Annotated in this window: 23 protein-coding genes and 1 tRNA gene; 13 read left to right on the top strand and 11 right to left on the bottom strand. The window is 45.9% G+C overall.

What is annotated here, in order from left to right:
• Positions 1-27: 27 nt before the first annotated feature.
• The 3 genes from thrC to PNUC_RS02295 are packed head-to-tail and all read right to left on the bottom strand — an operon-like array spanning position 28 to position 4,042.
• On the bottom strand, positions 28-1,470 hold the full coding sequence (thrC, locus tag PNUC_RS02305) for a threonine synthase (RefSeq protein ID WP_011902284.1): 1,443 nt from the start codon (positions 1,468-1,470) through the stop codon (positions 28-30).
• A gap of 8 nt (positions 1,471-1,478) precedes the next feature.
• A complete protein-coding gene (locus PNUC_RS02300) occupies positions 1,479-2,789 on the bottom strand; it encodes a homoserine dehydrogenase (protein WP_011902283.1) in 1,311 nt (436 codons plus the stop codon).
• Entirely contained in the window at positions 2,786-4,042 is a 1,257-nt protein-coding gene (locus PNUC_RS02295) for a pyridoxal phosphate-dependent aminotransferase (RefSeq protein ID WP_011902282.1), read from the bottom strand. Before PNUC_RS02295 ends, PNUC_RS02300 begins: the two co-directional genes overlap by 4 nt.
• 79 nt (positions 4,043-4,121) lie before the next feature.
• Here PNUC_RS02295 and PNUC_RS02290 point away from each other — a divergent pair, with 79 nt between their 5' ends.
• From PNUC_RS02290 to PNUC_RS02230, 12 genes are all read left to right on the top strand, one after another.
• On the top strand, positions 4,122-4,499 hold the full coding sequence (locus PNUC_RS02290; protein WP_011902281.1) for an Mth938-like domain-containing protein: 378 nt from the start codon (positions 4,122-4,124) through the stop codon (positions 4,497-4,499).
• On the top strand, positions 4,499-6,193 hold the full coding sequence (locus PNUC_RS02285) for an ArnT family glycosyltransferase (RefSeq protein WP_011902280.1): 1,695 nt from the start codon (positions 4,499-4,501) through the stop codon (positions 6,191-6,193). The genes PNUC_RS02290 and PNUC_RS02285 overlap by 1 nt, the downstream gene beginning before the upstream one ends.
• Positions 6,194-6,202: 9 nt before the next feature.
• Positions 6,203-7,363 carry a DegT/DnrJ/EryC1/StrS family aminotransferase gene (locus PNUC_RS02280; RefSeq protein WP_011902279.1) on the top strand — a complete coding sequence of 387 codons (1,161 nt, stop codon included), beginning with the start codon at positions 6,203-6,205 and terminating at the stop codon, positions 7,361-7,363.
• 41 nt (positions 7,364-7,404) lie between these two features.
• On the top strand, positions 7,405-8,367 hold the full coding sequence (locus PNUC_RS02275) for a glycosyltransferase (protein WP_011902278.1): 963 nt from the start codon (positions 7,405-7,407) through the stop codon (positions 8,365-8,367).
• Positions 8,368-9,237, top strand: a complete 870-nt coding sequence (locus PNUC_RS02270) for a formyltransferase (protein WP_011902277.1) — start codon at positions 8,368-8,370, stop codon at positions 9,235-9,237. It abuts the gene before it with no gap.
• A gap of 35 nt (positions 9,238-9,272) precedes the next feature.
• Entirely contained in the window at positions 9,273-10,319 is a 1,047-nt protein-coding gene (locus tag PNUC_RS02265) for a bifunctional UDP-4-keto-pentose/UDP-xylose synthase (protein WP_011902276.1), read from the top strand.
• Between the two features lie 12 nt (positions 10,320-10,331).
• Positions 10,332-11,249: a polysaccharide deacetylase family protein gene (locus tag PNUC_RS02260; protein WP_011902275.1), complete on the top strand. Its 918-nt coding sequence runs from the start codon at positions 10,332-10,334 to the stop codon at positions 11,247-11,249.
• Positions 11,250-11,281: 32 nt separating this feature from the next.
• Complete coding sequence (locus PNUC_RS02255) at positions 11,282-11,749, top strand: peroxiredoxin (RefSeq protein WP_011902274.1); 468 nt, start codon at positions 11,282-11,284, stop codon at positions 11,747-11,749.
• A 232-nt stretch (positions 11,750-11,981) separates the two neighbouring features.
• Entirely contained in the window at positions 11,982-13,628 is a 1,647-nt protein-coding gene (locus tag PNUC_RS02245) for a PhoH family protein (protein WP_011902273.1), read from the top strand.
• 106 nt (positions 13,629-13,734) lie between these two features.
• A complete protein-coding gene (locus PNUC_RS02240; RefSeq protein WP_223245942.1) occupies positions 13,735-14,142 on the top strand; it encodes a C40 family peptidase in 408 nt (135 codons plus the stop codon).
• 25 nt (positions 14,143-14,167) lie between these two features.
• Entirely contained in the window at positions 14,168-14,989 is an 822-nt protein-coding gene (locus PNUC_RS02235) for a mechanosensitive ion channel family protein (protein ID WP_011902271.1), read from the top strand.
• A 74-nt stretch (positions 14,990-15,063) separates the two neighbouring features.
• Positions 15,064-15,330, top strand: coding sequence for a hypothetical protein (locus PNUC_RS02230; RefSeq protein WP_011902270.1), 267 nt, complete (start codon positions 15,064-15,066; stop codon positions 15,328-15,330).
• A gap of 98 nt (positions 15,331-15,428) precedes the next feature.
• On the opposite strand, the gene dnaB is transcribed toward PNUC_RS02230, so the two are convergent.
• The 6 genes from dnaB to PNUC_RS02200 all read right to left on the bottom strand — a co-directional run bounded on the left by dnaB (position 15,429) and on the right by PNUC_RS02200 (position 20,641).
• The gene (dnaB, locus tag PNUC_RS02225; RefSeq protein ID WP_397428487.1) at positions 15,429-17,879 is read right to left on the bottom strand and encodes a replicative DNA helicase; all 2,451 of its coding nucleotides are present in this window, start codon (positions 17,877-17,879) and stop codon (positions 15,429-15,431) included.
• Positions 17,880-17,948: 69 nt separating this feature from the next.
• Positions 17,949-18,401 carry a 50S ribosomal protein L9 gene (rplI, locus tag PNUC_RS02220; protein WP_011902268.1) on the bottom strand — a complete coding sequence of 151 codons (453 nt, stop codon included), beginning with the start codon at positions 18,399-18,401 and terminating at the stop codon, positions 17,949-17,951.
• Positions 18,402-18,414: 13 nt separating this feature from the next.
• Positions 18,415-18,687 (bottom strand): 30S ribosomal protein S18, encoded by a 273-nt coding sequence (rpsR, locus tag PNUC_RS02215; protein WP_011902267.1) that lies wholly within the window; start codon positions 18,685-18,687, stop codon positions 18,415-18,417.
• A gap of 13 nt (positions 18,688-18,700) precedes the next feature.
• Positions 18,701-18,994, bottom strand: coding sequence for a primosomal replication protein N (gene priB / locus PNUC_RS02210; protein ID WP_011902266.1), 294 nt, complete (start codon positions 18,992-18,994; stop codon positions 18,701-18,703).
• Between the two features lie 60 nt (positions 18,995-19,054).
• Positions 19,055-19,429 carry a 30S ribosomal protein S6 gene (gene rpsF, locus PNUC_RS02205; protein ID WP_011902265.1) on the bottom strand — a complete coding sequence of 125 codons (375 nt, stop codon included), beginning with the start codon at positions 19,427-19,429 and terminating at the stop codon, positions 19,055-19,057.
• A 135-nt stretch (positions 19,430-19,564) separates the two neighbouring features.
• Complete coding sequence (locus PNUC_RS02200; protein ID WP_011902264.1) at positions 19,565-20,641, bottom strand: asparaginase; 1,077 nt, start codon at positions 20,639-20,641, stop codon at positions 19,565-19,567.
• A gap of 59 nt (positions 20,642-20,700) precedes the next feature.
• Here PNUC_RS02200 and lexA point away from each other — a divergent pair, with 59 nt between their 5' ends.
• Positions 20,701-21,420, top strand: a complete 720-nt coding sequence (gene lexA / locus PNUC_RS02195) for a transcriptional repressor LexA (RefSeq protein ID WP_011902263.1) — start codon at positions 20,701-20,703, stop codon at positions 21,418-21,420.
• A gap of 65 nt (positions 21,421-21,485) precedes the next feature.
• Here the strand turns inward: lexA and PNUC_RS02190 are convergent, their stop codons facing one another.
• Entirely contained in the window at positions 21,486-21,947 is a 462-nt protein-coding gene (locus tag PNUC_RS02190; protein ID WP_011902262.1) for a hypothetical protein, read from the bottom strand.
• Between the two features lie 85 nt (positions 21,948-22,032).
• Positions 22,033-22,106: transfer RNA gene (locus PNUC_RS02185), tRNA-Cys, on the bottom strand.
• Between the last annotated feature and the right edge of the window lie 46 nt (positions 22,107-22,152).

The raw sequence follows: 22,152 nt of genomic DNA, 5'->3' as shown, positions 1-22,152 counted from the left end.
ATGAATGAATTACTTGTAGTGATTAAATCAGTTGAGGTGCGCAGTAATAAATGCTTTGACCTGATTTACATCTGCATCAATATTTTCGACACGCTGTGGGTGCGACTTGATATCACGAAATGCTGGTGGGCACTCGGCTGGACGACCCAAGGCTTCTTGAATCGTTTCTTCAAACTTAATTGGTAGCGCAGTTTCCAAAACGAGCATCGGGATACCGGCCTGCAAATGTTCGCGAGCAACCTTTACGCCATCGGCAGTATGTGTATCAATCATCACACCATATTTCTGATCGATATCGCGAATAGTCTCTAAACGATTTTGATGGGTGCTGCGTCCAGATTGGAAACCATACTTACCAAGCTCTTTGAATACCTTATCTTGAGAGATATCAAAGCCACCGGTCTCATCCACTTGCTTAAACATCCCTGCTGTAGCTTTACCGTCTTTACCCATGAAGTCAAATACAAAGCGCTCAAAGTTACTTGCCTTGGAAATATCCATGGAAGGACTAGAGGTTTGCAGAGTCTCGGCTGATTTGCGCGCACGGTAAACCCCGGTGCGGAAAAATTCATCCAACACATCATTCTCATTGGTTGCCACAATCAGATGCTCAATAGGTAGACCCATCATGCGTGCGATATGACCAGCACATACATTTCCAAAGTTACCAGACGGCACCGTGAAAGAAACTTTTTCCTTGCTAGATTTCGTGGCTAATAAGTAACCTTGGAAGTAATACACCACTTGGGCAACAACACGACCCCAGTTAATCGAGTTGACAGTACCAATTTGGCTCTGAGCTTTAAACGCATGGTCATTACTCACTGCTTTCACGATGTCTTGGCAATCATCAAAGACACCGGCCACTGCTAAATTAAAAATATTGGGATCTTGCAAGGAATACATTTGTGCAGATTGGAACGAGCTCATCTTGCCGCGAGGTGAAAGCATAAATACCCTTACACCCTCTTTGCCACGCATTGCATACTCTGCTGCACTACCAGTGTCGCCGGAAGTCGCACCCAAGATATTGAGTTTTTGGCCAGCACGCTTTAGAGCATATTCAAAAAGATTGCCCAATAACTGCATTGCCATATCCTTGAACGCCAAAGTGGGCCCGTTAGAAAGACTCAATAGACCAATCTTCGTGCCATGCTCTTCACCCAGCCAATGCAAGGGGGTGATGTCTTTAGCATTATCTTGAGAACGACCGTTGCAATAGACTTGCTCTGTATAGGTCTTGCGCAATAAAGCACGCAAATCAGCCTCAGGAATATCGTCGCAATACAAACTGAGCACTTCATAGGCAAGATCAGCGTATGACAAACCGCGCCAAGAATTTAGTTGCGCTAGAGTGACTTGCGGGTACTCAGTTGGCAGGTACAAACCGCCATCAGGCGCCAATCCCCCCAACAGAATTTCTAGAAAGGATTGTTGTGGGCTGTTGCCACGAGTAGATTGGTAACGCATGTATTTAATTAAGACAGATTTTCTAAACGAATCTTCACCACTTCACCTGCGACTGTTTTGAGATCCTGAATCTCCTGGATAGCAGCCAGCATATTTTTTTCTTTAGTCTCGTGAGTCAGAGCCACTAAATCGGTTTGACTTTCGCCTTCATCAGCCTCTTTTTGCAACAGCGCATCAATTGATACTCCATGAGAAGCCAAAATCTTGGTGATGTCCGCCAACACGCCCGCTTGGTCGGCAACCCGCATCCGCAAGTAGTAACTGGTAGTGATCTCACCAATTGGCAGTACTGGTGTATCTTGAACGGCATCAGGCTGGAAGGCCAAATAGGGAACACGGTGCTCAGCATCCGCACTTAATAAACGCGTGATATCTACCAAATCCGCAATCACTGCAGAAGCCGTTGGCTCAGAGCCAGCGCCTTTACCGTAATACAAAGTCGTTCCAACTGCATCCCCAAATACTTGAACTGCGTTCATGGCACCTTCAACATTCGCAATCAAACGCTTTGATGGAATTAAGGTTGGGTGAACGCGCAGCTCAACGCCGGATGAAGTTTTCTTAGCAATTCCGAGTAACTTAATGCGATAGCCTAATTGCTCAGCGTAACGAATATCTATCGCTGCTAATTTAGTAATACCTTCTACGTGTGCTTTTTCAAATTGCATTGGAATACCAAATGCAATTGCACTCATGATGGTTGCTTTATGAGCAGCATCAACACCCTCAATATCGAACGTAGGGTCTGCCTCGGCATATCCCAGGCGTTGCGCTTCCTTGAGTACAGTCTCAAAGTCCAGGCCTTTGTCACGCATCTCAGAGAGAATAAAGTTGGTAGTGCCGTTAATGATTCCGGCAATCCATTCGATGCGATTGGCTGTTAAGCCTTCGCGCAAGGCTTTAATAATCGGAATACCGCCTGCCACTGCTGCTTCGAACGCCACCATCACGCCTTTAGCATGGGCCGCTTTAAAAATCTCATTGCCATACACCGCAATCAAGGCCTTATTAGCAGTAACCACATGCTTACCCGCTGCAATAGCCTCGAGCACTAAATCTCTAGCGATGCCATAGCCGCCAATGAGCTCAACAACAATATCAATCTCTGGATTATTGATGACAGCGCGAGCATCGCTCACTACTTGCGCACGATCTTTTACCAATTCCTTGGCGCGCTCAACATTTAGGTCGGCAACGGTATGAATACGAATGCCGCGACCTGCGCGACGCTGAATTTCGTCTTGGTTACGCTCTAGAACAGTGAATACGCCACCACCTACGGTGCCAATGCCTAATAGACCTACTTGAATCGGTTTCATGATGCCTTTGTTGCAGTTGAAGAAGCCTTACGGCCATGCTTTTGACGATAGCGCTCGAGAAAACGTGCAAGGCGGCCAATCGCCTCCTTCAACACATCCTCATGAGGCAAGAAGACTACGCGGAAATGATCCGGTTTGCCCCAATTAAAACCTGAGCCTTGCACTAACAATACTTTTTCATCCTTTAAAAGATCGGCGACGAACTGTTGATCATCCTCGATGGGATAAATCTCTGGATCTAATTTAGGAAACAAATACAAAGCAGATTTTGGCTTAACGCAACTCACGCCAGGAATTTCAGTAATCAATTTCCACGCAAGATCGCGTTGTCTTGCTAAGCGTCCACCTTCGTTAACTAAGTCATTAATACTTTGATAGCCGCCAAGCGCAGTTTGAATAGCGTATTGCCCTGGAACGTTGGCGCATAGGCGCATTGAGCAGAGCATATTAAGGCCTTCAATGTAGTCCCTCACCATCTCTTTATCACCCGAAACCACCATCCAACCAGCACGGTAGCCGCATGAACGGTAATTTTTGGAGAGGCCATTAAAAGTAATGATGACTACATCGGTAGACAACGATGCCAAGGAAAGATGTTTTTCACCGTCGTACAACATCTTGTCGTAAATTTCGTCGGCAAATAAAATCAAACCGTTTTCACGAGCTATCTGCGTTAACTCCACCAACACTTCTTTGGAATAAATTGCGCCGGTCGGATTATTCGGATTAATCACCACGATCGCTTTTGTACTTGGCGTAATTTTTTTACGAAGATCAGCTAAGTCAGGAGCCCACTCTTTAGATTCATCACAAAGATAATGCACTGGAGTACCGCCAGACAAACTGACGGCGGCGGTCCACAATGGATAATCAGGCGCTGGTACCAACACTTCATCGCCGTCATTTAATAAAGCATTCATCGACAGCACGATGAGTTCAGAAACGCCGTTACCGGTATAGACATCATCTAAAGTGACGCCCTGAATCCCTTTTTCCTGGCAATACTGCATGATTGCCTTACGAGCGGAAAAGATCCCTTTGGAATCAGAATAAGCAGAAGCGTTACTCAGGTTACGGATCATGTCCAACTGAATTTCTTCAGGAGGATCGAAGCCAAAAACCCCTACGTTTCCGATGTTTAATTTGATGATCTTATGACCCTCTTCCTCCATACGCTGAGCGAGCTCGAGCACCGGCCCGCGAATGTCGTAGCAGACATCATTCAGTTTTTGGGACTTTAGGATGGGTTTCACAATAAATTAAAGGGTAAGTTCTTGAAATGTAGGAAAAAACAGCTAGTTATAATCCACATAATTATGACAGAGAGTCCACTTGAAGCTTCAATCTGACCCCCACTCAGGAGCCAATACGATCACCGGCTATGGTGATGGCTACGTAGAGATCAACCAGACCCCATATGCCCATGCTGTCTTATTGAGCTCGGATGGGGCTATTGCTGAATGGCCCGTAAAGACCTTTGAGGATCTAGAGGCCGGCCATTTCAGTCAAATGATCGACCTCAAGCCAGAACTGATTCTGATTGGTACAGGAAAACGCCAGCGTTTTCCCAAGCCTGAGCTCCTAAAATCCTTAATTACAGCCAAAATAGGCTTTGAAATCATGGACTCCCAGGCGGCCTGCCGAACTTACAACATCCTTGTAGGCGAAGGCCGCCAGGTCTTGTTAGCGCTGATTGTGGAGCCCAATTAATGCAATTTGGGCAGATTCGCCAGTCTTCAGCCCTTCACCCCGGCAAAATCCTGCTGCTGGTGATTATTTATGGGCTGCTTTGGTTTGGCACCCTCAATTACCGGCACCTCATCCCCTCTGACGAGGGGCGCTACGCCGAAATGGCCCGTGAAATGCTGGTGACAGGTGACTGGGTTACGCCCCGCTACAACGGCTATCAATATTTTGAAAAGCCACCACTACAAGTGTGGGCTACCGCAGTCACTTTTCAGATATTTGGTATCGGGGATTGGCAAGCAAGACTTTGGACGGCCCTCACTGGCTTTCTCACCATTCTAGCAATTGGATTTACCGGGGCGAGGATTTATAACGCTAGAGTAGGTTGGCTTGCAGCAGTCGTATTGGCATCGAGCCCAATGTGGGTGATTAGCGGCCACTTCAATTCTTTAGACATGGGCTTGTCTGCTTTTTTAGTAGGTGCAGTCTGTAGTCTTTTATTAGCGCAAACCTCACACAACAAATCGAGCAGCCGAAATTGGATGTGGGCTTGTTGGTTTTTTATGGCGCTCGCTACATTATCTAAAGGTCTGATTGGTGTAGCTATTCCGGCAATGGTTTTTATTGTTTACTCATTTAGCGCTGGCGATTGGAAAATCTGGACACGCCTGCGTTTCTTTAGTGGAAGCATTCTCTTTCTCATTGTTACAGCGCCATGGTTTGTATTGGTCTCAATTCGTAATCCAGTGTTTCTAGAATTCTTTTTTATTCACGAACATTTACAACGCTTTACTCAAGATGCCCATAGCCGAACAGGGCCTCTGTATTACTTCATCCCCCTGCTTGTTATTGGCCTACTACCATGGGTGCTACAGCTCCCAGGCGCCTTAATCCAGGGCTGGAACGAGCGCAAGCCCACCTTCTCAATAACATGGCTATTGGTGTGCTGGTCCGTTGTAATTTTTGCCTTTTTTAGTGTCTCGCAATCCAAATTACCGGGATACATCATTCCTATTTTTCCTGCGCTAGCCTTGTTAATAGGAAACCGTTTAGAGCGACTGCTTGGCCATACAAATGTCATGCCGATTACTTGGCAATTGCAGGCGCTTGGATTTGCAGCACTAGGCTGCATTGGCTTTTTCTTCTTATCTGCAATTGGCAAACAAGCAAGACCTGATGAAATAGATGCCTATGCACAGTATGTTTATTGGGTGATCGTTGCATTAATTGCTTTAATTACTTTTAGTCTTTACGCAGCTTGGCAATGCAAGCGTAATGGGCTACAAAGTATTGTGAGTTTTGCTGCCGGATTTTTTCTTTGTGCAACCATCGCCGGCACTGGCCATGAAACTTTAGGTCGCGCTGTTTCTGGAATTGATCTTGCTAATCGGATCAAAAATACGATTCCGGAAAAAGTGAATTTCTATTCAGTTCGCATGCTGGACCACACCATGCCATTTTATTTAGGTCACACCATGATCATGGTTGAGGATCCAGATGAATTGCGATTTGGCGTCGATCAAGAGCCTGAGCTGTGGTTACCTACCCTAGATGCCTTCATTGCGCGCTGGAAAGAAGATCAAACCGCTTATGCCATGATGGTTCCAGAGCAATTTGTAGCGCTGCAAAGTCTAAACTTACCCATGCAAGAGGTGGATCGTGACTCTCGAAGAGTAATTGTGAAACACCCTGATACATCTACTGCGACGCCTCAATAAAGGTTACTCATGTCAGCACCAACATTTATTCCGTTCACGCGCCCGAACTTCAATCAAGAAACGATTGATGCGGTTGCCGAGGTTTTACGTTCTGGTTGGGTAACCTCAGGTCCCAAGCTCGCAGAATTTGAATCCACTCTGAGCGAATATTTTGGAGGTCGTCCGGTGCGGTGTTTTGCCAATGGCACAGCCACAATGAAAATTGCATTGCAAGTTGCTGGCATTGGCCCTGGTGATGAAGTCATCACCACTCCGATTTCTTGGGTTGCTACTTCAAATGTGATTTTGGGTGTCGGCGCTAAACCCGTCTTTGTAGATATTGATCCCATTACTCGCAATATCGACCTCAATAAAGTGGCTAATGCAATTACACCAAAAACACGCGCGATCATGCCCGTCTATTTAGCAGGACTGCCCGTAGACATGGATCGACTCTACGCCATAGCCAATCAATATAAGCTGCGCGTAATAGAAGATGCTGCGCAGGCCTTTGGCTCCCAGTGGCAAGGCAAGCGAATTGGCAGCATTGGTGATCTAGTGAGCTTTAGTTTTCAGGCCAATAAAAATCTCTCTACTGTTGAGGGTGGCTGCCTTGTTCTGAACAATGAAGCCGAGGCAAAGTTAGCTGAAAAATTGCGTTTGCAAGGTCTCACTCGCCAAGGCATGGATGGTATGGATGTAGATGTGCTGGGCGGAAAAGATAACCTCACCGATGTCAACGCAGTTATCGGCCTAGAGCAACTAAAACAATTACCAAGTTATCAAACACGCAGAGCAGCACTAGCGCGCCAATACTTTGATCTCATTCGCACAGAACTCAAATCCGCTGGCTTAGAAGATTTAAATCTCGAGTTGCCAGTAGAAAGCTTTACCGATACGAATTGGCACATGTTCCAAGTGGTTTTGCCTTTGGATCAAATAACAATTGATCGAGCACAAGTGATGATGGAGTTAAAAGATCTGGGCATTGGCACTGGAGTGCATTACCCAGCCATTACTGGATTCACGCTTTATAAAGATCAGGGCTACAAAACCTCTGACACACCCATTGCCGAACGTATTGGGCGCTCCATCCTAACGCTCCCTTTGTTTCCAGCCATGACTGATGAGGATATTGGCCGCATAGCCAAGGGATTAGTTGGTATCTTAAAAAAATACCGTAAAAACTAGTAATCTTGGGTTACATCCCCAGAATCAGGCAAAATTGCGGCATGACTGCAAATTTAGTTGCCAATCCGAAGCTCAGTATTGTTATTCCCGTTTACAACGAGGAAGATGGGCTTCAAGCATTATTTGATCGCCTCTACCCTGCGCTAGATGCCCTTGCGGCCAAACGCAAAATTGCCTATGAAATCGTTTTTGTAAACGATGGCAGCAAAGATCGTTCCGCCGGCATCCTGGCTAAACAAGTTGAACTACGACCTGACGTGACTCGTGCTGTGATATTTCATAGCAATTTTGGTCAACATATGGCCATCATGGCTGGCTTTGAATATGCCCAAGGTGAACACATCATTACCCTGGATGCCGACCTTCAAAATCCGCCAGAAGAAATTGATGCACTCACTGAGCAATTATTAAATGGTCATGACTACGTAGGAACAATTCGATCAGCTCGTCAAGATAGCTTCTTCAGAAAATTTGCCTCTCGCCTCATGAATCGTCTACGTGAAAAAATTACCCGTATTACGATGACCGATCAAGGCTGCATGCTGCGTGGCTATAGCCGTCGCATTGTGGATTTAGTTCGTCAATGCGATGAGAGCAATACATTTATTCCAGCACTGGCCTATACATTTGCAGCCAATCCAACAGAAATTACCGTCAAACACGAAGAACGTTTTGCAGGTGAGTCCAAATACAGTTTGTATCAGTTAATTCGTTTGAATTTCGATTTGGTCACTGGCTTCTCTGTAATGCCTTTGCAGATCTTCTCCATACTGGGCATGCTCTTAGCGCTTGCTGCAGGCAGCCTATTCGTCTATCTATTGGTACGCCGCTTTGTTCTGGGCGCCGAGGTTGAAGGGGTCTTCACGCTGTTTGCTCTGACCTTCTTCTTGATCGGCGTGATGTTATTTGGATTAGGTTTACTAGGCGAATATATCGGGCGTATCTATCAGCAAGTCAGAGAGCGCCCTCGTTATGTTGTGCAAACTGTTTTAGAGAAAAAATAATTGCACGCAGTCGTCTTTGCATATCACAATGTTGGTGTCGGTTGCCTAAAGGCACTTATTGCGGCTGGTATCAAAGTGGATTTAGTAGTGACCCACCAAGATGATCCCAATGAAAATGTATGGTTCGGTAGTGTGGCTCAGCTTTGCCAAGAAAAAAATATTGACTGCATCACACCTAACGCAAGTCAATTGGTCGAATTGATCCCCAGGCTACGAGCACTTGCTCCCGATTACATTTTTTCTTTTTACTATCGCCACATGATTTCCGCAGAGATCTTGGCCATTGCCAAAATTGCAGCACTCAATATGCATGGCTCTCTACTTCCTAAATATCGCGGCCGAGCACCAGTGAATTGGGCAATCTTGCATGGTGAATCTGAAACTGGGGCTACTTTGCATGTCATGGAAGCCAAACCAGATGCCGGAGACATTGTTGGACAAGCCTCGGTTGCTATTGGCCCTGATGAAACTGCCACAGAGGTGTTTGGCAAAGTCAGTCAGGCAGCCGTAAAGGTCATTACTCAAGTTTTACCAGATCTCATTACCGGCAAAATCACCCGTAAACCCAATGAGCTCGAAAAAGGAAGCTATTTTGGGGGCAGAAAGCCGTCAGACGGGCAAATTCATTGGGATCAAACAGCACTGCAGGTCCATAACCTGGTCAGAGCAGTAGCACCCCCTTATCCAGGCGCCTTCACAGACCATCAGGGCAAGACCATGATTGTCAGCAAAACAAGCCTCAAGGGGCCATTTGCGGCCAATCTGGATCTTGGGCTTGCGGGCATCCAAGTGGTTGATAATCGGGTATTCGGCATTTGCGGGGATCGCCAAGCAGTAGAAATCTTGGAATGGTTCCCTGCTGGCAAATAAGCAATAACAAATTAGATTAAAACGAGGCAGTAAAGATGAAAAAAGTACTCATTCTTGGCGTTAATGGCTTTATTGGCCACCACCTTTCAAAACGTATTCTGGAGACAACCAGTTGGGATGTCTATGGAATGGATATGCAAAATGATCGTCTTGGCGACCTCATCAATCATCCGCGCATGCATTTCTTTGAAGGTGATATCACCATTAATAAAGAGTGGGTCGAATATCACATTCGCAAGTGCGATGTCATCTTGCCTTTGGTCGCTATTGCAACACCAGCTACTTATGTGCAGCAACCACTCAAAGTATTTGAGCTTGATTTCGAAGCCAATCTTCCGATCGTGCGCTCTGCCGTGAAATACAAAAAGCATTTGGTCTTTCCATCTACCTCTGAGGTTTATGGCATGTGCGAAGACAGTGAGTTTGATCCGTCAAAATCGAATATGGTTTATGGCCCAATCAATAAACCGCGCTGGATTTATGCCTGCTCCAAGCAACTAATGGATCGTGTGATTTGGGGTTATGGCATGGAAGGCTTACGCTTCACACTCTTCCGCCCGTTTAACTGGATCGGTCCTGGCTTAGATAGTATCTACACTCCTAAAGAAGGCTCATCTCGTGTTGTCACTCAGTTCTTGGGCCATATTGTTCGTGGCGAACCCATCAACTTAGTAGATGGTGGTGCGCAAAAACGCGCCTTTACTTATATAGATGACGGTATCGATGCATTAATGCATATCATCGCCAATAAAGATGGTATTGCCAACGGCAAGATCTACAACATTGGTAATCCAAAAAATAATCACTCAGTACGTGAATTAGCTAATCAAATGCTCGATATTGCTCGCAGTATTCCTGAGTACGCTAAGACTGCAAATGATGTGAAGATTGTAGAAACGACATCGGGTGCTTATTACGGCGAAGGTTATCAAGACGTTCAAAATCGTGTGCCAGCAATTGACAACACGATGAGTGAATTAGGCTGGAAGCCAACAACAACGATGGCTGATGCGCTCAAGAATATTTTTGAAGCCTATCGTCAGGATGTTGATAAAGCCCGTCACTTAGTCGACAAAGAATAAGTTCCGAGGTTCATGGCCAAAATCGCTCTCAAGGTTGATGTCGATACCCTACGCGGCACTAAAGAGGGCGTCCCCAACCTGGCGCGCACCCTCAAGCGTTTTGACCTCAAAGCCAGCTTTCTATTTAGCCTGGGGCCTGACCATACAGGGTGGGCTCTCAAGAGAGTCTTTCGCCCTGGCTTTTTGAAAAAAGTAAGCCGCACTTCAGTAGTCGAGCACTACGGCATCAAAACCCTTTTGTATGGCGTTTTTCTGCCAGGACCTGATATCGGTAAAAAAGCAGCGGCTGAGATGCGTGAGATTGATCAAGCTGGGCATGAAACAGGTATTCATACTTGGGACCATGTAGCTTGGCAAGATGCGGTGCGAGACCAAGATGCGACTTGGACAAAAGCGATGATGCAAAAGAGCTGGGATCGTTTTGTTCAAATCTTCGGTCATTCACCAGTGACTTATGGTGCCGCGGGTTGGCAAATGAATACAGCAGCATTTGAGCAACTCGACCAATGGGGAATTCAGTATTCCTCAGATGGACGAGCAGAACCAAACCTGATGCCCTACCGATTAGCCCTGCCATCAGGCAAAGCAAAGCATGTGCAGTATCCGACCACACTCCCCACCTTTGATGAGCTCATCGGAATTGATGGCGCAGATGAGTTTGGAGCGGTTAAAAAACTACTAGAGATCACCCAAAGCAACCCCAATGATCAGGTCTTCACCCTCCATGCCGAGCTAGAAGGACAAAAGCTACTGCCTGCGTTTGAGCAGTTATTGGCTGGCTGGCTCAATCAAGGCCATGAGCTAGTCACCATGGGTGAGCTTCATAAATCCTGGGAAGCCACCAAACAACTCGATAAAATAGCAGTATTGCCACTCACCTGGGGTGAGATACCTAATCGAAGTGGCGAACTGATTATTCAGCACAACTAAAACGTACGAGACTTACTTAAAGAAGGATCATCATGACAGTCGCAATTGGTCAACCCATTCCTCCATGCTCTATCCCAGCAACTTCGAGCCTCACATTTTCCCCCGCTTCAGCAAAAGGGAAAAAATTGGTTTTGTATTTTTATCCTAAGGATATGACTCCAGGCTGTACAGCAGAGTCAGGCGAGTTCAGAGACAACATTGAGGCGTTCACTAAGGCCAACACTTTGATCGTTGGGGTTTCCCGCGACAGCCTCAAATCACATGACAACTTCCGTAGCAAATTGCAGTTGCCATTTGAGCTCGTTGCCGATACAGAAGAAATCCTATGTCAGCTGTTTGGTGTTATCAAAATGAAAAATATGTACGGCAAACAAGTCCGAGGGATCGAGCGGAGCACCTTCCTTTTTGACTCTTCTGGCAAGCTTGCACAAGAGTGGCGTGGTCTTAAGGTTCCTGGCCATGTGACAGATGTATTACAAGCTGCTCAAGCTACTAAATAAATTTTTAAAGAATTTGTGTAGAGGTAGTTGCAAACCCCAAAATTTGGGGTAAAGTAATTCATATGCACCGTAAACGACGGGAAAGTCTGACAATCCGTTTAAACCAGAAGCCTGAAGATCGTAAAACAGGTTTGGAGAGCAACCCCCGCCGTTTTTTAGATGTACACGCAAATCGTTTCGCAACAAACCGTCAATGCACTTCGCTTGGCGGTTTTTTCTTTTAGGAGAGTCCATGCCCCTGCCACCCATCCCCACTCAAATTGCTGATCAAGTAAAGCTGAGTCGTAAGGACACCCCGGACTTAAAGAAACGTCCTTCGCAAGCAAAGCCAGTGGTGGTAGAAGCATCTAATTGGACAAATGACGCAGAGGAAGATTTATCTGCTGCAGAAGTTGCTCTTGAAAAAATCAAGATGGATCGCAGCCCAACTCGTAACGCGCAAAAAGCGGCAGCTCCAGCAAAACCAAAACGTGTTATTCGCACCGGCCCTCCTAGTCTCTTTGTTCTAGATACCAATGTTTTAATGCACGATCCAAGCTCTTTGTTCCGTTTTTCTGAGCACGATCTGTATTTGCCAATGACGACACTTGAGGAATTGGATAATCACAAAAAGGGAATGACTGAAGTAGCCCGAAATGCCCGTACAGTCAGCCGCTCCTTAGACCAACTGATCGCCAATACCAGTGGCACCCTTGACGATGGTATCCCACTCAATAAATTAGGCAATGATGATGTTTCAGGTCGCCTGTACTTTCAAACTAAGCTTGCCACACAAGCCTTGCCAGAAGGGTTACCGGAAGGCAAAGGCGATAACCTCATATTGGCCGTAGTTAGTGAACTTCAAAAAACCCGCAAGGGTCAAGAAGTTGTATTGGTATCCAAAGATATCAATATGCGTATTAAAGCTCGTGCTCTAGGACTGCCTGCAGAAGATTATTTCAACGATCAAGTATTAGAAGATCGCGACTTAATGTATTCAGGAGTAATGTCATTGCCTGCCGATTTTTGGCCGAAGCACGGTAAAGATATGGAAAGCTGGGCTGACTCCAAGTCAGGGACCATGTTCTATCGCGTAACAGGGCCTTCTGTCCCCAGCATGCTGATCAATCAATTCGTTTATCAAGAAAATCCAGATGGCTCCACTCCTTTTTATGCTCTTGTTAAGGAGATCAATGGAAAAACTGCGCTTTTGCAAACGCTGAGAGATTTTTCTCATCAGAAGAACAATGTCTGGAGCGTAACGGCGCGCAATCGTGAGCAAAACTTTGCCATGAATCTCCTGATGAACCCAGATGTCGACTTTGTCACCCTGCTGGGACAAGCTGGTACTGGTAAAACCTTGCTAGCACTGGCGGCTGGTCTTGAGCAAGTCCTTGATAGCAAGCGTTATAACGAGATCATCATTACTCGCGCCACTGTTCCAGTTGGCGAGGACATTGGCTTCTTGCCGGGAACTGAAGAAGAAAAAATGCAGCCATGGATGGGTGCATTTGATGACAATCTCGAAGTTCTACAGCGTAATGATGATGCAGGCGAATGGGGTCGGGCTGCTACTCAAGAGCTGATTCGTTCACGTATCAAAGTAAAGAGTATGAACTTTATGCGCGGCAGAACATTCGTCAGTAAATTTGTCATCATTGACGAAGCTCAGAACTTAACTCCTAAGCAAATGAAAACCTTGGTAACTCGTGCAGGTCCTGGAACAAAAATTGTTTGTTTGGGCAATATTGCGCAGATCGATACACCATACCTCACCGAAGGCTCATCCGGTCTCACGTATGTGGTGGATCGCTTTAAAGGCTGGCGCCATGGTGGCCATATCACCCTTGCGCGTGGTGAGCGTTCACGTCTTGCGGATCATGCTGCCGACGCACTTTAAGAAAGCCCTCTCATGCCGCACTCTCATTGGGTGCGGCATTTTTATTTGCATAATCCTGACTCTGTCGGGATGTAGCATCTTTAGCTCAAAGTCCAACTCCTCAAGAGTGGCTCAATTCAAACAAGATACGAGCGTTGGAACTGAAGATATCTCTATTGCAGCAGTCGGTTTGGTGGACGTACCCTATCGTTATGGCGGCAATACCCCTAAGGGTGGTTTTGATTGCAGCGGCCTGATTGTTTATGTATACAACAAGGCAGCTGGCATTAAATTACCGCGCACCATTCAACTGATGAGTACTCAGGGTCGCAGTGTTGAAAACCAACCACCAGCACCGGGTGACCTTGTGTTCTTCAATACCACGGGCGAGAAATACTCTCATGCTGGCATCTATGTTGGTCAAGGAAGATTTGTACATGCGCCAAGCGCAGGTGGTACCGTGCGCCTAGACCATATAACGACACCCTACTGGGCTGCTAAATTTACTGAAGCACGACGCATTACATCGCAATAAAATAAATTTTTGACAGAAAGTAGCAATGAAAGATATTGAGTTTGATCGGATCCAGGATCTAGTGATAAATGCAGCAACAGATGTGGGTCTAAAAATATTGGCTGCACTTGCTTTTTGGATCATAGGCCGATGGCTGATTGGAGTTGCCCTACGTATTACAAAGTCTGCACTTGGGCACCAAAAAATAGACCATACTATTTTGCGGTATCTGAATTCGGCCCTTTCAATAACGCTCAATATTCTTCTTGTGATCGGAATACTGGGTTTCTTTGGCATTCAAACTACTAGCTTTGCAGCGCTGATTGCTACTGCTGGCGTTGCCATTGGCGCGTCATGGGCTGGTTTGCTGTCGAATTTTGCAGCTGGAGTTTTTATTATTGCCTTACGTCCATTCAAAGTGGGCGATGGCGTTACCATTTGCGGTATCACTGGAACAGTAAGAGAGATTGGTCTTTTTTCCTCCACTATCAGCACGCCTGATAACGTCATTACCTTAATTGGAAATAACAAAATCTTGGGTGACACTATTCAAAACTATAGTGATACGCCTTATCGCCGGGTAGATTTAAAGTGTCAGCTGTCTGCTAGCGCAGATAGAGAAGCGGCCATGAAGCTACTGCGTGAAAAGATTTCCACAATTCCAAACGTACTCCAAAATCCACCAGTTGAAGTCAATATCCTGGAATTTAATCTAGTAGGAGCAGTACTAGCAGTACGCCCTTACTGCAGCAATAGTAACTACTGGCAAGTATATTTTGAAACTAATCGTGTAATGAGCGCTGCTCTGGAAGAGGCTAATTTTCCTACTCCAGTAGCGTCACAACATATGATTATGAAACAGGATTAAGATTAGACTAATTAATGTTGTAATTAGTTGTTATTTTTATAAGCAGTTGATCAACCCACCTAGGAGAAGTCAGCATGAAGAAAATTATCATCGCCTTAAGTATTGCATTGAGTTTTGCACTACCTACCTATGCCTTTGCGGATCAAGCGGCTTGCGAAGCTAAAGCAGTGAGCAAGGAAGGCAAACCACTGTATGGTGCAGCTAAGGATGCTTCAATTAAAAAATGTATGGGTGGCGCTAAAACAGATGATTGCGAAGCTAAAGCAGTCAGCAAAGATGGCAAGCCACTGTATGGCGCAGCAAAAACAGCATCGATCAAAAAATGTGAAGGCGGTAAATAAGCTGATTCAATTTCATTTGAATGCTGCATTAAAAAAGCCTCGCAATGCGAGGCTTTTTCTTTATTAATTTCTTTAACTAAAGTTTTGGCTAAGTGTTTTTAGAATGGTTCATACCCACCAGAGGAGTAACCAATTGATCCCATCGCCAAGTTGTCGAACTTGGTATAAGGACCTTGCCAGCTCAGACGCACAGTACCAATTGGCCCGTTACGTTGCTTACCGATAATGATCTCAGCCATGCCTTTATCAGTAGTCGTATCCGGGTGATACACCTCATCACGGTATATGAACATAATTAAGTCGGCATCTTGTTCGATCGCGCCTGACTCTCGTAGGTCAGACATGATGGGACGCTTGTTGGGACGCTGCTCAAGACCACGATTTAACTGGGAGAGCGCAACCACTGGGCACTGTAATTCTTTTGCGAGAGACTTGAGTGAGCGAGAGATTTCAGAAATCTCTGTTGCGCGGTTTTCCGATCCAGAACCGCTCATTAACTGCAAGTAGTCGATCACCACTAAGCCGAGTGTGCCACCAAAGTTTCTAGCAATACGACGCGCACGCGCACGTAACTCTAAGCTAGATAGTGCTCCGGTTTCATCAATCAAAATTTGGGTATTGCTTAAACGCGCAATAGCATCAGTCACTCGCGGCCATTCGTCATCCTGCAATTTTCCAGTACGCATACGACCTTGATCAACACGCCCTACTGAACCCAATAAACGGGCAGCCAATTGCTCGCCTGACATCTCCATGGAGAAGACAACAACAGGCAAGCCTTCTGCTAATGCCACATTCTCAGCAATATTCAAAGCGAATGCAGTGTTGTGAGTAACGACATAGTCATTGGTTACATAAGTTCGCGAAGGGTGACTAACAGAAACACATTGGGCTTGGGCCGTTCTGTTTGGCTCAATACTCTTGAAGGTAATTCTGCGCTGACGATCCCATTGTGATCTCAATCTTTCGCACTTTTCAGGCAAAGTAAAAGCTTGAAAGCTAGGTCCAAAACTCATATTCAAAACATAAGCTAAGCGACCCTGCTTCTTCTCGCCCTTATAGGTATAACTCGATTGCTTGCGTGCAATTGAGCAAAAACCACCCAATGATCTAGCTAAAGATGCAACGTCCTCAGATAATTGCTTGCTAGCTGTGCAAAAACGAATAGAGCCCCACTTCTCAATCCAGCCATCGGTATCCATCAAGCCCTGGAATAAAGCAAGCCGAGAAGCCTTATTAGCCTCAAGATAAGTAGCGGGAATGTATTTATCAAAACTTCTGCAACCTAGTACACCTAAATCTTGTAGTGCAGATCTGAAATAATTGGTTGGTACTGATTGGCGCTGGCCATTAACTGCTACTCTCTCCTTGGAGACTAATCTCCAGTCGTATGCATTGGCATGAACCAACTCCATCTCATAGCCCGCAAGCATATTCATGCGCTCAATAAGTTCTGACGATTTAGTTGAGAACATTACCGAGCTATGAGATAAGGCCAAGGTTCCATCACCTAATAATGCACCTAAAACCCACGGATGAATTGGTAACTCCTCGGAATGGCCAAAATCGCCTGAAACAGGATCAAACCATAGACGGCTCTTGTAACGAGAGCAGGAAAGCATTTCGATTAGGCGAGCGGTATTAATTACCCTAGGCTCATTCCACTCTCGATACATGACCCGCCATAGATGCTCATCGCAGCACTCGGCTTCACGACCATCAGAGAAAGTGACTTTATATATTTGCTTAATGCCTTGCGGGTATATGCCAGTGACCATAGAGTGCTGACCATCCACCGAAGCAAGACGGTCACCAAAACGTAAGTCGCCCATTAACTTCCAACCGTCGACTGTTTTCACTTTTGCATCCAAGGGCTGCGCTTTGCCCATGGATGGTCGACCGGCAACGATAACTAAGTCACCTTTTTGCAGGCCGCTGGTTTGTTTATCTAAATCAATGAAGCCAGTAGCAATACCAGTAATGTCGCTACCACCCTGGCGGTTATAAAGCTCATCGATGCGAGCTACAACGGTTCTTAAAAGAGGCTCAATCTCGAGGTAGTCGGCTTTACGACTGCCCTCTTCACCAATTTGCAAAATACGAGACTCGGCTTCATCAAGAAGGGTTCTCACGGAACGGCCTTCTGGAACAAAAGCAGAGTTAACAATATTGTCTGAAACTTCAATCAAGCGACGCAGAATGCTGCGATCACGCACGATATCGGCATAGCCTTTGATATTTGCGGCACTAGGAGTGCTTTGCGCTAATGAGTTGAGGTAATCAATACCAACTAAATCACCGCCTTGTTCTGACTTAACTGCCTCATGAACAGTAATGACGTCAGCGGGATGATTGTCACTCACTAAACGTGCGATGACCTTATAGATCAAAGCATGTTCAGGACGATAGAAATCTTTTTCGGATAAGACGCCGCCTAGACGATCCCAGGCAGTGTTATCAATCAGCAGACCGCCGAGCAAAGATTGCTCGGCTTCTACAGAATGCGGTGGAACTTTTAAAGCCTGCACGACTGGATCCCCAGAACCCATCATGCCGGGATTCAGCGTAACGGAACGTGAACGGGATTCAGCCATGAGGCTAGTTTACAGATCTAAAACTTAAGCTTGCTCGCCAACTACACGAATAGTGATGTCTGCTACTACGTCGGTATGAACAGCAACCGCAACAGGATGATCACCAACCATTTTCAATGGGCCAGTAGGCATGCGAACAGAAGACTTCTCGATCGTGAACCCTTTCGCTTTTAATGCATCAGCGATATCGTGGTTAGTTACAGAACCAAACAAACGACCGTCAACACCTGCTTTTTGACCGATTTCGAGAACCAAGTCTTTGAGCTTTGTGCCAACTGCTTCAGCAGCAGCCAATTTCTCAGCAGCTAATTTTTCCAACTCAGCGCGACGAACTGCAAAGTCAGCAATGGCTGCTTCAGTTGCACGACGTGCTTTACGTTGTGGGATTAAAAAGTTACGAGCGAAACCGTCTTTAACGCGAACTACGTCACCGAGGTTGCCCAAGTTTGTTACTTTTTCTAAAAGAATGATTTGCATTGAGGGCTCCCAATTATTTCTTATGTTGATCAGAGAATGGCAATAAAGCCAAGTAACGAGCACGCTTGATAGCAGTGTCTAACTGACGCTGATATTTAGCTTTTGTGCCAGTCAAACGAGCAGGAGTGATCTTGGCGTTTTCGCCAATAAAGTCCTTCAATGTGTCTACATCTTTGTAGTCAATCTGTTCTACGCCAGCAACAGTGAAACGGCAATAACGCTTACGCTTGAACAATGGGTTCTGAGCTGGTTTCTTTTTGAAATCGGGTTTCTTTCCAAACGCCATGATGATTTCCTCTTTAATTTTTCAATTGAATATGGGTGATATGGAAAACAAGTCTTTGATTACGTAGAGTCTTGGGTGCCAAGAATCCTTCAAACACTGCCTGGGCTCCTAAATCCATTTGCTCTAGATCCTTTTGTATCGGACCGATTGCTATGGCTTCAACGCTCATCTGGATTTTCCTTGCCACTCCTACCTCGTTTGCTTGTCCGCTATGCTCTAGCTGGCAATGCATCACCGGTATTCCTGCTGGTGTAAATCGAATTGCGTCTTTAGATACCAAGATTGCAGTGAGGGTGAAATGATTCAACGCCGCTCCGCTTCTCTGATACGTTTTCTAGTCTGTGTCTTCCTCTTCAAATTTTTTAACTTAAGCCGCTACTGCTGGAGCGTCGGATTGAGCTGATTTACGCGCTTCTTCACGTTGCACTTCTTTCATCATGATGGAAGGCTCAGTTTCAGCTTTCTTAGTCTTGATAATGAGGTGACGCAAAACAGCATCGTTAAATTTGAACGCATGCTCGAGCTCTTCCAGAGTTTTCTGGTCGCACTCAATGTTCATGCAAACGTAGTGGGCTTTAGCAAGCTTGTCGATCATGTAAGCCATCTGACGACGACCCCAATCTTCAATACGGTGAATTTTGCCGCCCGCAGCTGCTAATGTAGCTTTGTAACGATCGATCATCGCAGGTACTTGCTCGCTTTGGTCCGGATGGACGATAAAGACGATTTCATAATGACGCATCAAACACTCCTTCAGGATAAAGTCACCTGGGCGTCTTGCTAAGTTCTGATGGTTGTGAACTCAGCGCCAGTGTGACAAGGTAGTAACAAATTGTATGTACAACTAACAAACACTTTTATTGCCGCTTTTCAGCGCTTACCTAATTACAGGCAAGACCGCTATTCTAGCAAAAAAATCCTGCCAAGTCAGGGGTTTACCACTGGAAAGTGACTGTTTTTCAGCATTTAGCGCTAATTGCAAGGCAATTCTGGCTCTAGGAGCTGAAAGCGAACCGGATGCTAGGCAACCAGAGGGGTCTTTGTCGGGGATATCTTGAAATGTTTCACCTGCACCAGTCCTAGTGGTTCTCACGAGAGCAATGCCGTGTTTAACCGCTGCAAACAAGGAATCTCGCCAGGCATCATGAAATCCTCCCATGCCAGAGCCAGCCAGCACCAAGCCCTTTACCTTTGTGGTCAGCCAGTGCGTAATCGTCTCAGAACGAGCGCCAGCATGGCTAGTCAAAATCTCTACCCAAGGCCATTCATCCTCTTTAGGGATTGGCAAATCCTCAGTCCACAGCTCTTGAACCGCCTTCACTCCAGATAACCAGGAAGGATTAATCAGCCCTACTGAACTGCTTGGTGAGTTCTGAATGGGGGCATTAAGCGCGCTGCCATGGCGCTTAGCCAAGTCCATTGCCATACAACCTCGCCCATCCATCACCGCGTAAATACCACCCGGGCAGTTATCAATTGGGGTAGAGGCCCAACGAATAGCATCCAATAGATTGGATGGGCCATCCGCTTTGGGGGCGTTCGCCGGGAGCATTGCTCCTGTCAAAATCACTCTTTTGCCTAAATTTTGAGCATATTTACCGCAGGTCAGCTGCAAAAATATCCCCGTTTCTTCCAGCGTATCGGTCCCATGAGTCACCACAACCCCTAAAACAACAGGATCGGCTAGGGAAGTCCTCACAGCTTGGCCAAGAATGCTCATCAAGGGTTCTGTCAGGTTGCGACTGTTGATGTTGGCTACTTGTTTAGAAACCAGTTGCACCCCTTCAGGCACTGCAGATGCAATCTGGGTCAACAATGAAGCAACCTCAATCTGCCCTGCCTCGTACTCCATTGGTTTATCACTAGGGTTAGCAGCCAAGCCAGCAATAGTGCCACCCATACCTAAAACCAGGATATGGGGTGAATTGGTCGGGTTATTTTGCAGTGAGCTCATACCCCATTATCCCCTCTAATTTGCTTGAATTATCAAATAGTGCTGTATACAATCCCAGTATGGACATAAATACAGTCGATTATCCAGAGGAGCTGACTGCCCTCCCCAAACTCACTCCACGCCAGAGTGAGATTTTGGAACTCATTACCAAAGCGATTGATGAAAGTGGTTTGCCGCCTACTCGCGCAGAAATCGCCACTCAATTAGGCTTTGCTTCAGCAAATGCAGCAGAAGAACATCTGCGCGCTTTAGCAAAAAAAGGTTATATCGAATTAACACCTGGTACTTCACGCGGCATTCGAATTCCACAACGATTTAATCAAACACATCACACGAATAAATATCGTCAGATGTCTTTACCTTCCGGTGCATTGCAACAGCTCACTCTTCCATTGATTGGACGAGTTGCTGCTGGTTCGCCAATCATGGCAGTTGAGCATATTGAAAAACAAGTGCCAATTGATCCGAGCTTATTTAGCAAAGGTGCCGATTACTTATTAAAAGTAAAAGGGATGAGCATGCGCGATGCCGGTATCTTGGATGGTGATTATTTAGCGGTTCGCAAAACGACTGAAGTTCGCAATGGTGATATCGTTGTTGCTCGCTTAGATGATGAAGTTACTGTCAAACGCTGGCAGCAAAAGAAAACAGCCAATGGAATGGTGATTGAATTGCAAGCTGAAAATCCAGACTTCAAAAACATTGTGGTCGATAGTCGTCAACCCAACTTCGCTATTGAAGGTCAAGCTGTTGGTCTCATTAGGGCCGAAGGCCTGTAAGGGTAGACGCTATAACGAAAAAGGCCTCTAACTTAGAGGCCTTTTTATTGCGTGACCAGTAATTATTATTTACGCGTTGGCGCTATCACGTTTGCGTTCTTTGGTGATGAGGTAATAATAATGATTGATTTAGGTCCGCCAAGAGAGCCATCCATCACTTCGATCGTTGCAGTTCTATCAGCTTTAGTAAAAACCAAGATACTAGTTTTAGCCTTAACCGCAGTGACCGTTGTCCAACCATTTTTTGGATACTCAGACTGAAAGAATGCGTACACATCAGTAGCGCCTTGTACTGCGTTCACTACGGCTCTACCAACCCACTCATTACCGCGACCGATAATGATCGAATCTGTTCCGTTCAAACGCGCACCCTGAGGCAACAACATATCACCCAGTAGTTGCGACTGTAATTCTTGAACTTCTTCAGGAGTGCCAGTTGGTGAATCACCAGATGATGCGCAAGCACCCAATAAGGCTGACAAGAAAATCGCCGATGCGCTCAGTTTTAGGGTGTGGAGTTTAATCATAATTAGCTCTTATTTAATGACGCTACATACTTACATTAACTGAAAGTATTTTAGGTGATGCACCTATTTCGTCAAGGCAAATTACTGGAGGCGCGTGAGGGAATCGAACCCCCGTACGAAGCTTTGCAGGCTCCTGCCTAACCACTCGGCCAACGCGCCAAATACCTAAATCAAAAATGGGAAGCTTTTGAGGGCTTCCCATCGA

It is taken from the genome of Polynucleobacter asymbioticus QLW-P1DMWA-1, assembly GCF_000016345.1.
In the GTDB taxonomy this organism is placed as follows: domain Bacteria; phylum Pseudomonadota; class Gammaproteobacteria; order Burkholderiales; family Burkholderiaceae; genus Polynucleobacter; species Polynucleobacter asymbioticus.
The sequence above is the reverse complement of the archived record's forward strand: the minus strand, read 5'-3'. Positions and strand labels throughout refer to the sequence as shown.

Excerpts from the sequence above, each read along its gene's own strand:
- thrC (WP_011902284.1), bottom strand. The coding sequence starts at position 1,470 with ATGCGTTACCAATCTACTCGTGGCAACAGCCCACAACAATCCTTTCTA.
- PNUC_RS02300 (WP_011902283.1), bottom strand. The coding sequence starts at position 2,789 with ATGAAACCGATTCAAGTAGGTCTATTAGGCATTGGCACCGTAGGTGGT.
- PNUC_RS02285 (WP_011902280.1), top strand. The coding sequence starts at position 4,499 with ATGCAATTTGGGCAGATTCGCCAGTCTTCAGCCCTTCACCCCGGCAAA.
- PNUC_RS02280 (WP_011902279.1), top strand. The coding sequence starts at position 6,203 with ATGTCAGCACCAACATTTATTCCGTTCACGCGCCCGAACTTCAATCAA.
- PNUC_RS02275 (WP_011902278.1), top strand. The coding sequence starts at position 7,405 with ATGACTGCAAATTTAGTTGCCAATCCGAAGCTCAGTATTGTTATTCCC.
- PNUC_RS02265 (WP_011902276.1), top strand. The coding sequence starts at position 9,273 with ATGAAAAAAGTACTCATTCTTGGCGTTAATGGCTTTATTGGCCACCAC.
- PNUC_RS02260 (WP_011902275.1), top strand. The coding sequence starts at position 10,332 with ATGGCCAAAATCGCTCTCAAGGTTGATGTCGATACCCTACGCGGCACT.
- PNUC_RS02255 (WP_011902274.1), top strand. The coding sequence starts at position 11,282 with ATGACAGTCGCAATTGGTCAACCCATTCCTCCATGCTCTATCCCAGCA.
- PNUC_RS02245 (WP_011902273.1), top strand. The coding sequence starts at position 11,982 with ATGCCCCTGCCACCCATCCCCACTCAAATTGCTGATCAAGTAAAGCTG.
- PNUC_RS02235 (WP_011902271.1), top strand. The coding sequence starts at position 14,168 with ATGAAAGATATTGAGTTTGATCGGATCCAGGATCTAGTGATAAATGCA.
- PNUC_RS02230 (WP_011902270.1), top strand. The coding sequence starts at position 15,064 with ATGAAGAAAATTATCATCGCCTTAAGTATTGCATTGAGTTTTGCACTA.
- dnaB (WP_397428487.1), bottom strand. The coding sequence starts at position 17,879 with ATGGGTTCTGGGGATCCAGTCGTGCAGGCTTTAAAAGTTCCACCGCAT.
- rplI (WP_011902268.1), bottom strand. The coding sequence starts at position 18,401 with ATGCAAATCATTCTTTTAGAAAAAGTAACAAACTTGGGCAACCTCGGT.
- rpsR (WP_011902267.1), bottom strand. The coding sequence starts at position 18,687 with ATGGCGTTTGGAAAGAAACCCGATTTCAAAAAGAAACCAGCTCAGAAC.
- rpsF (WP_011902265.1), bottom strand. The coding sequence starts at position 19,429 with ATGCGTCATTATGAAATCGTCTTTATCGTCCATCCGGACCAAAGCGAG.
- PNUC_RS02200 (WP_011902264.1), bottom strand. The coding sequence starts at position 20,641 with ATGAGCTCACTGCAAAATAACCCGACCAATTCACCCCATATCCTGGTT.
- lexA (WP_011902263.1), top strand. The coding sequence starts at position 20,701 with ATGGACATAAATACAGTCGATTATCCAGAGGAGCTGACTGCCCTCCCC.
- PNUC_RS02190 (WP_011902262.1), bottom strand. The coding sequence starts at position 21,947 with ATGATTAAACTCCACACCCTAAAACTGAGCGCATCGGCGATTTTCTTG.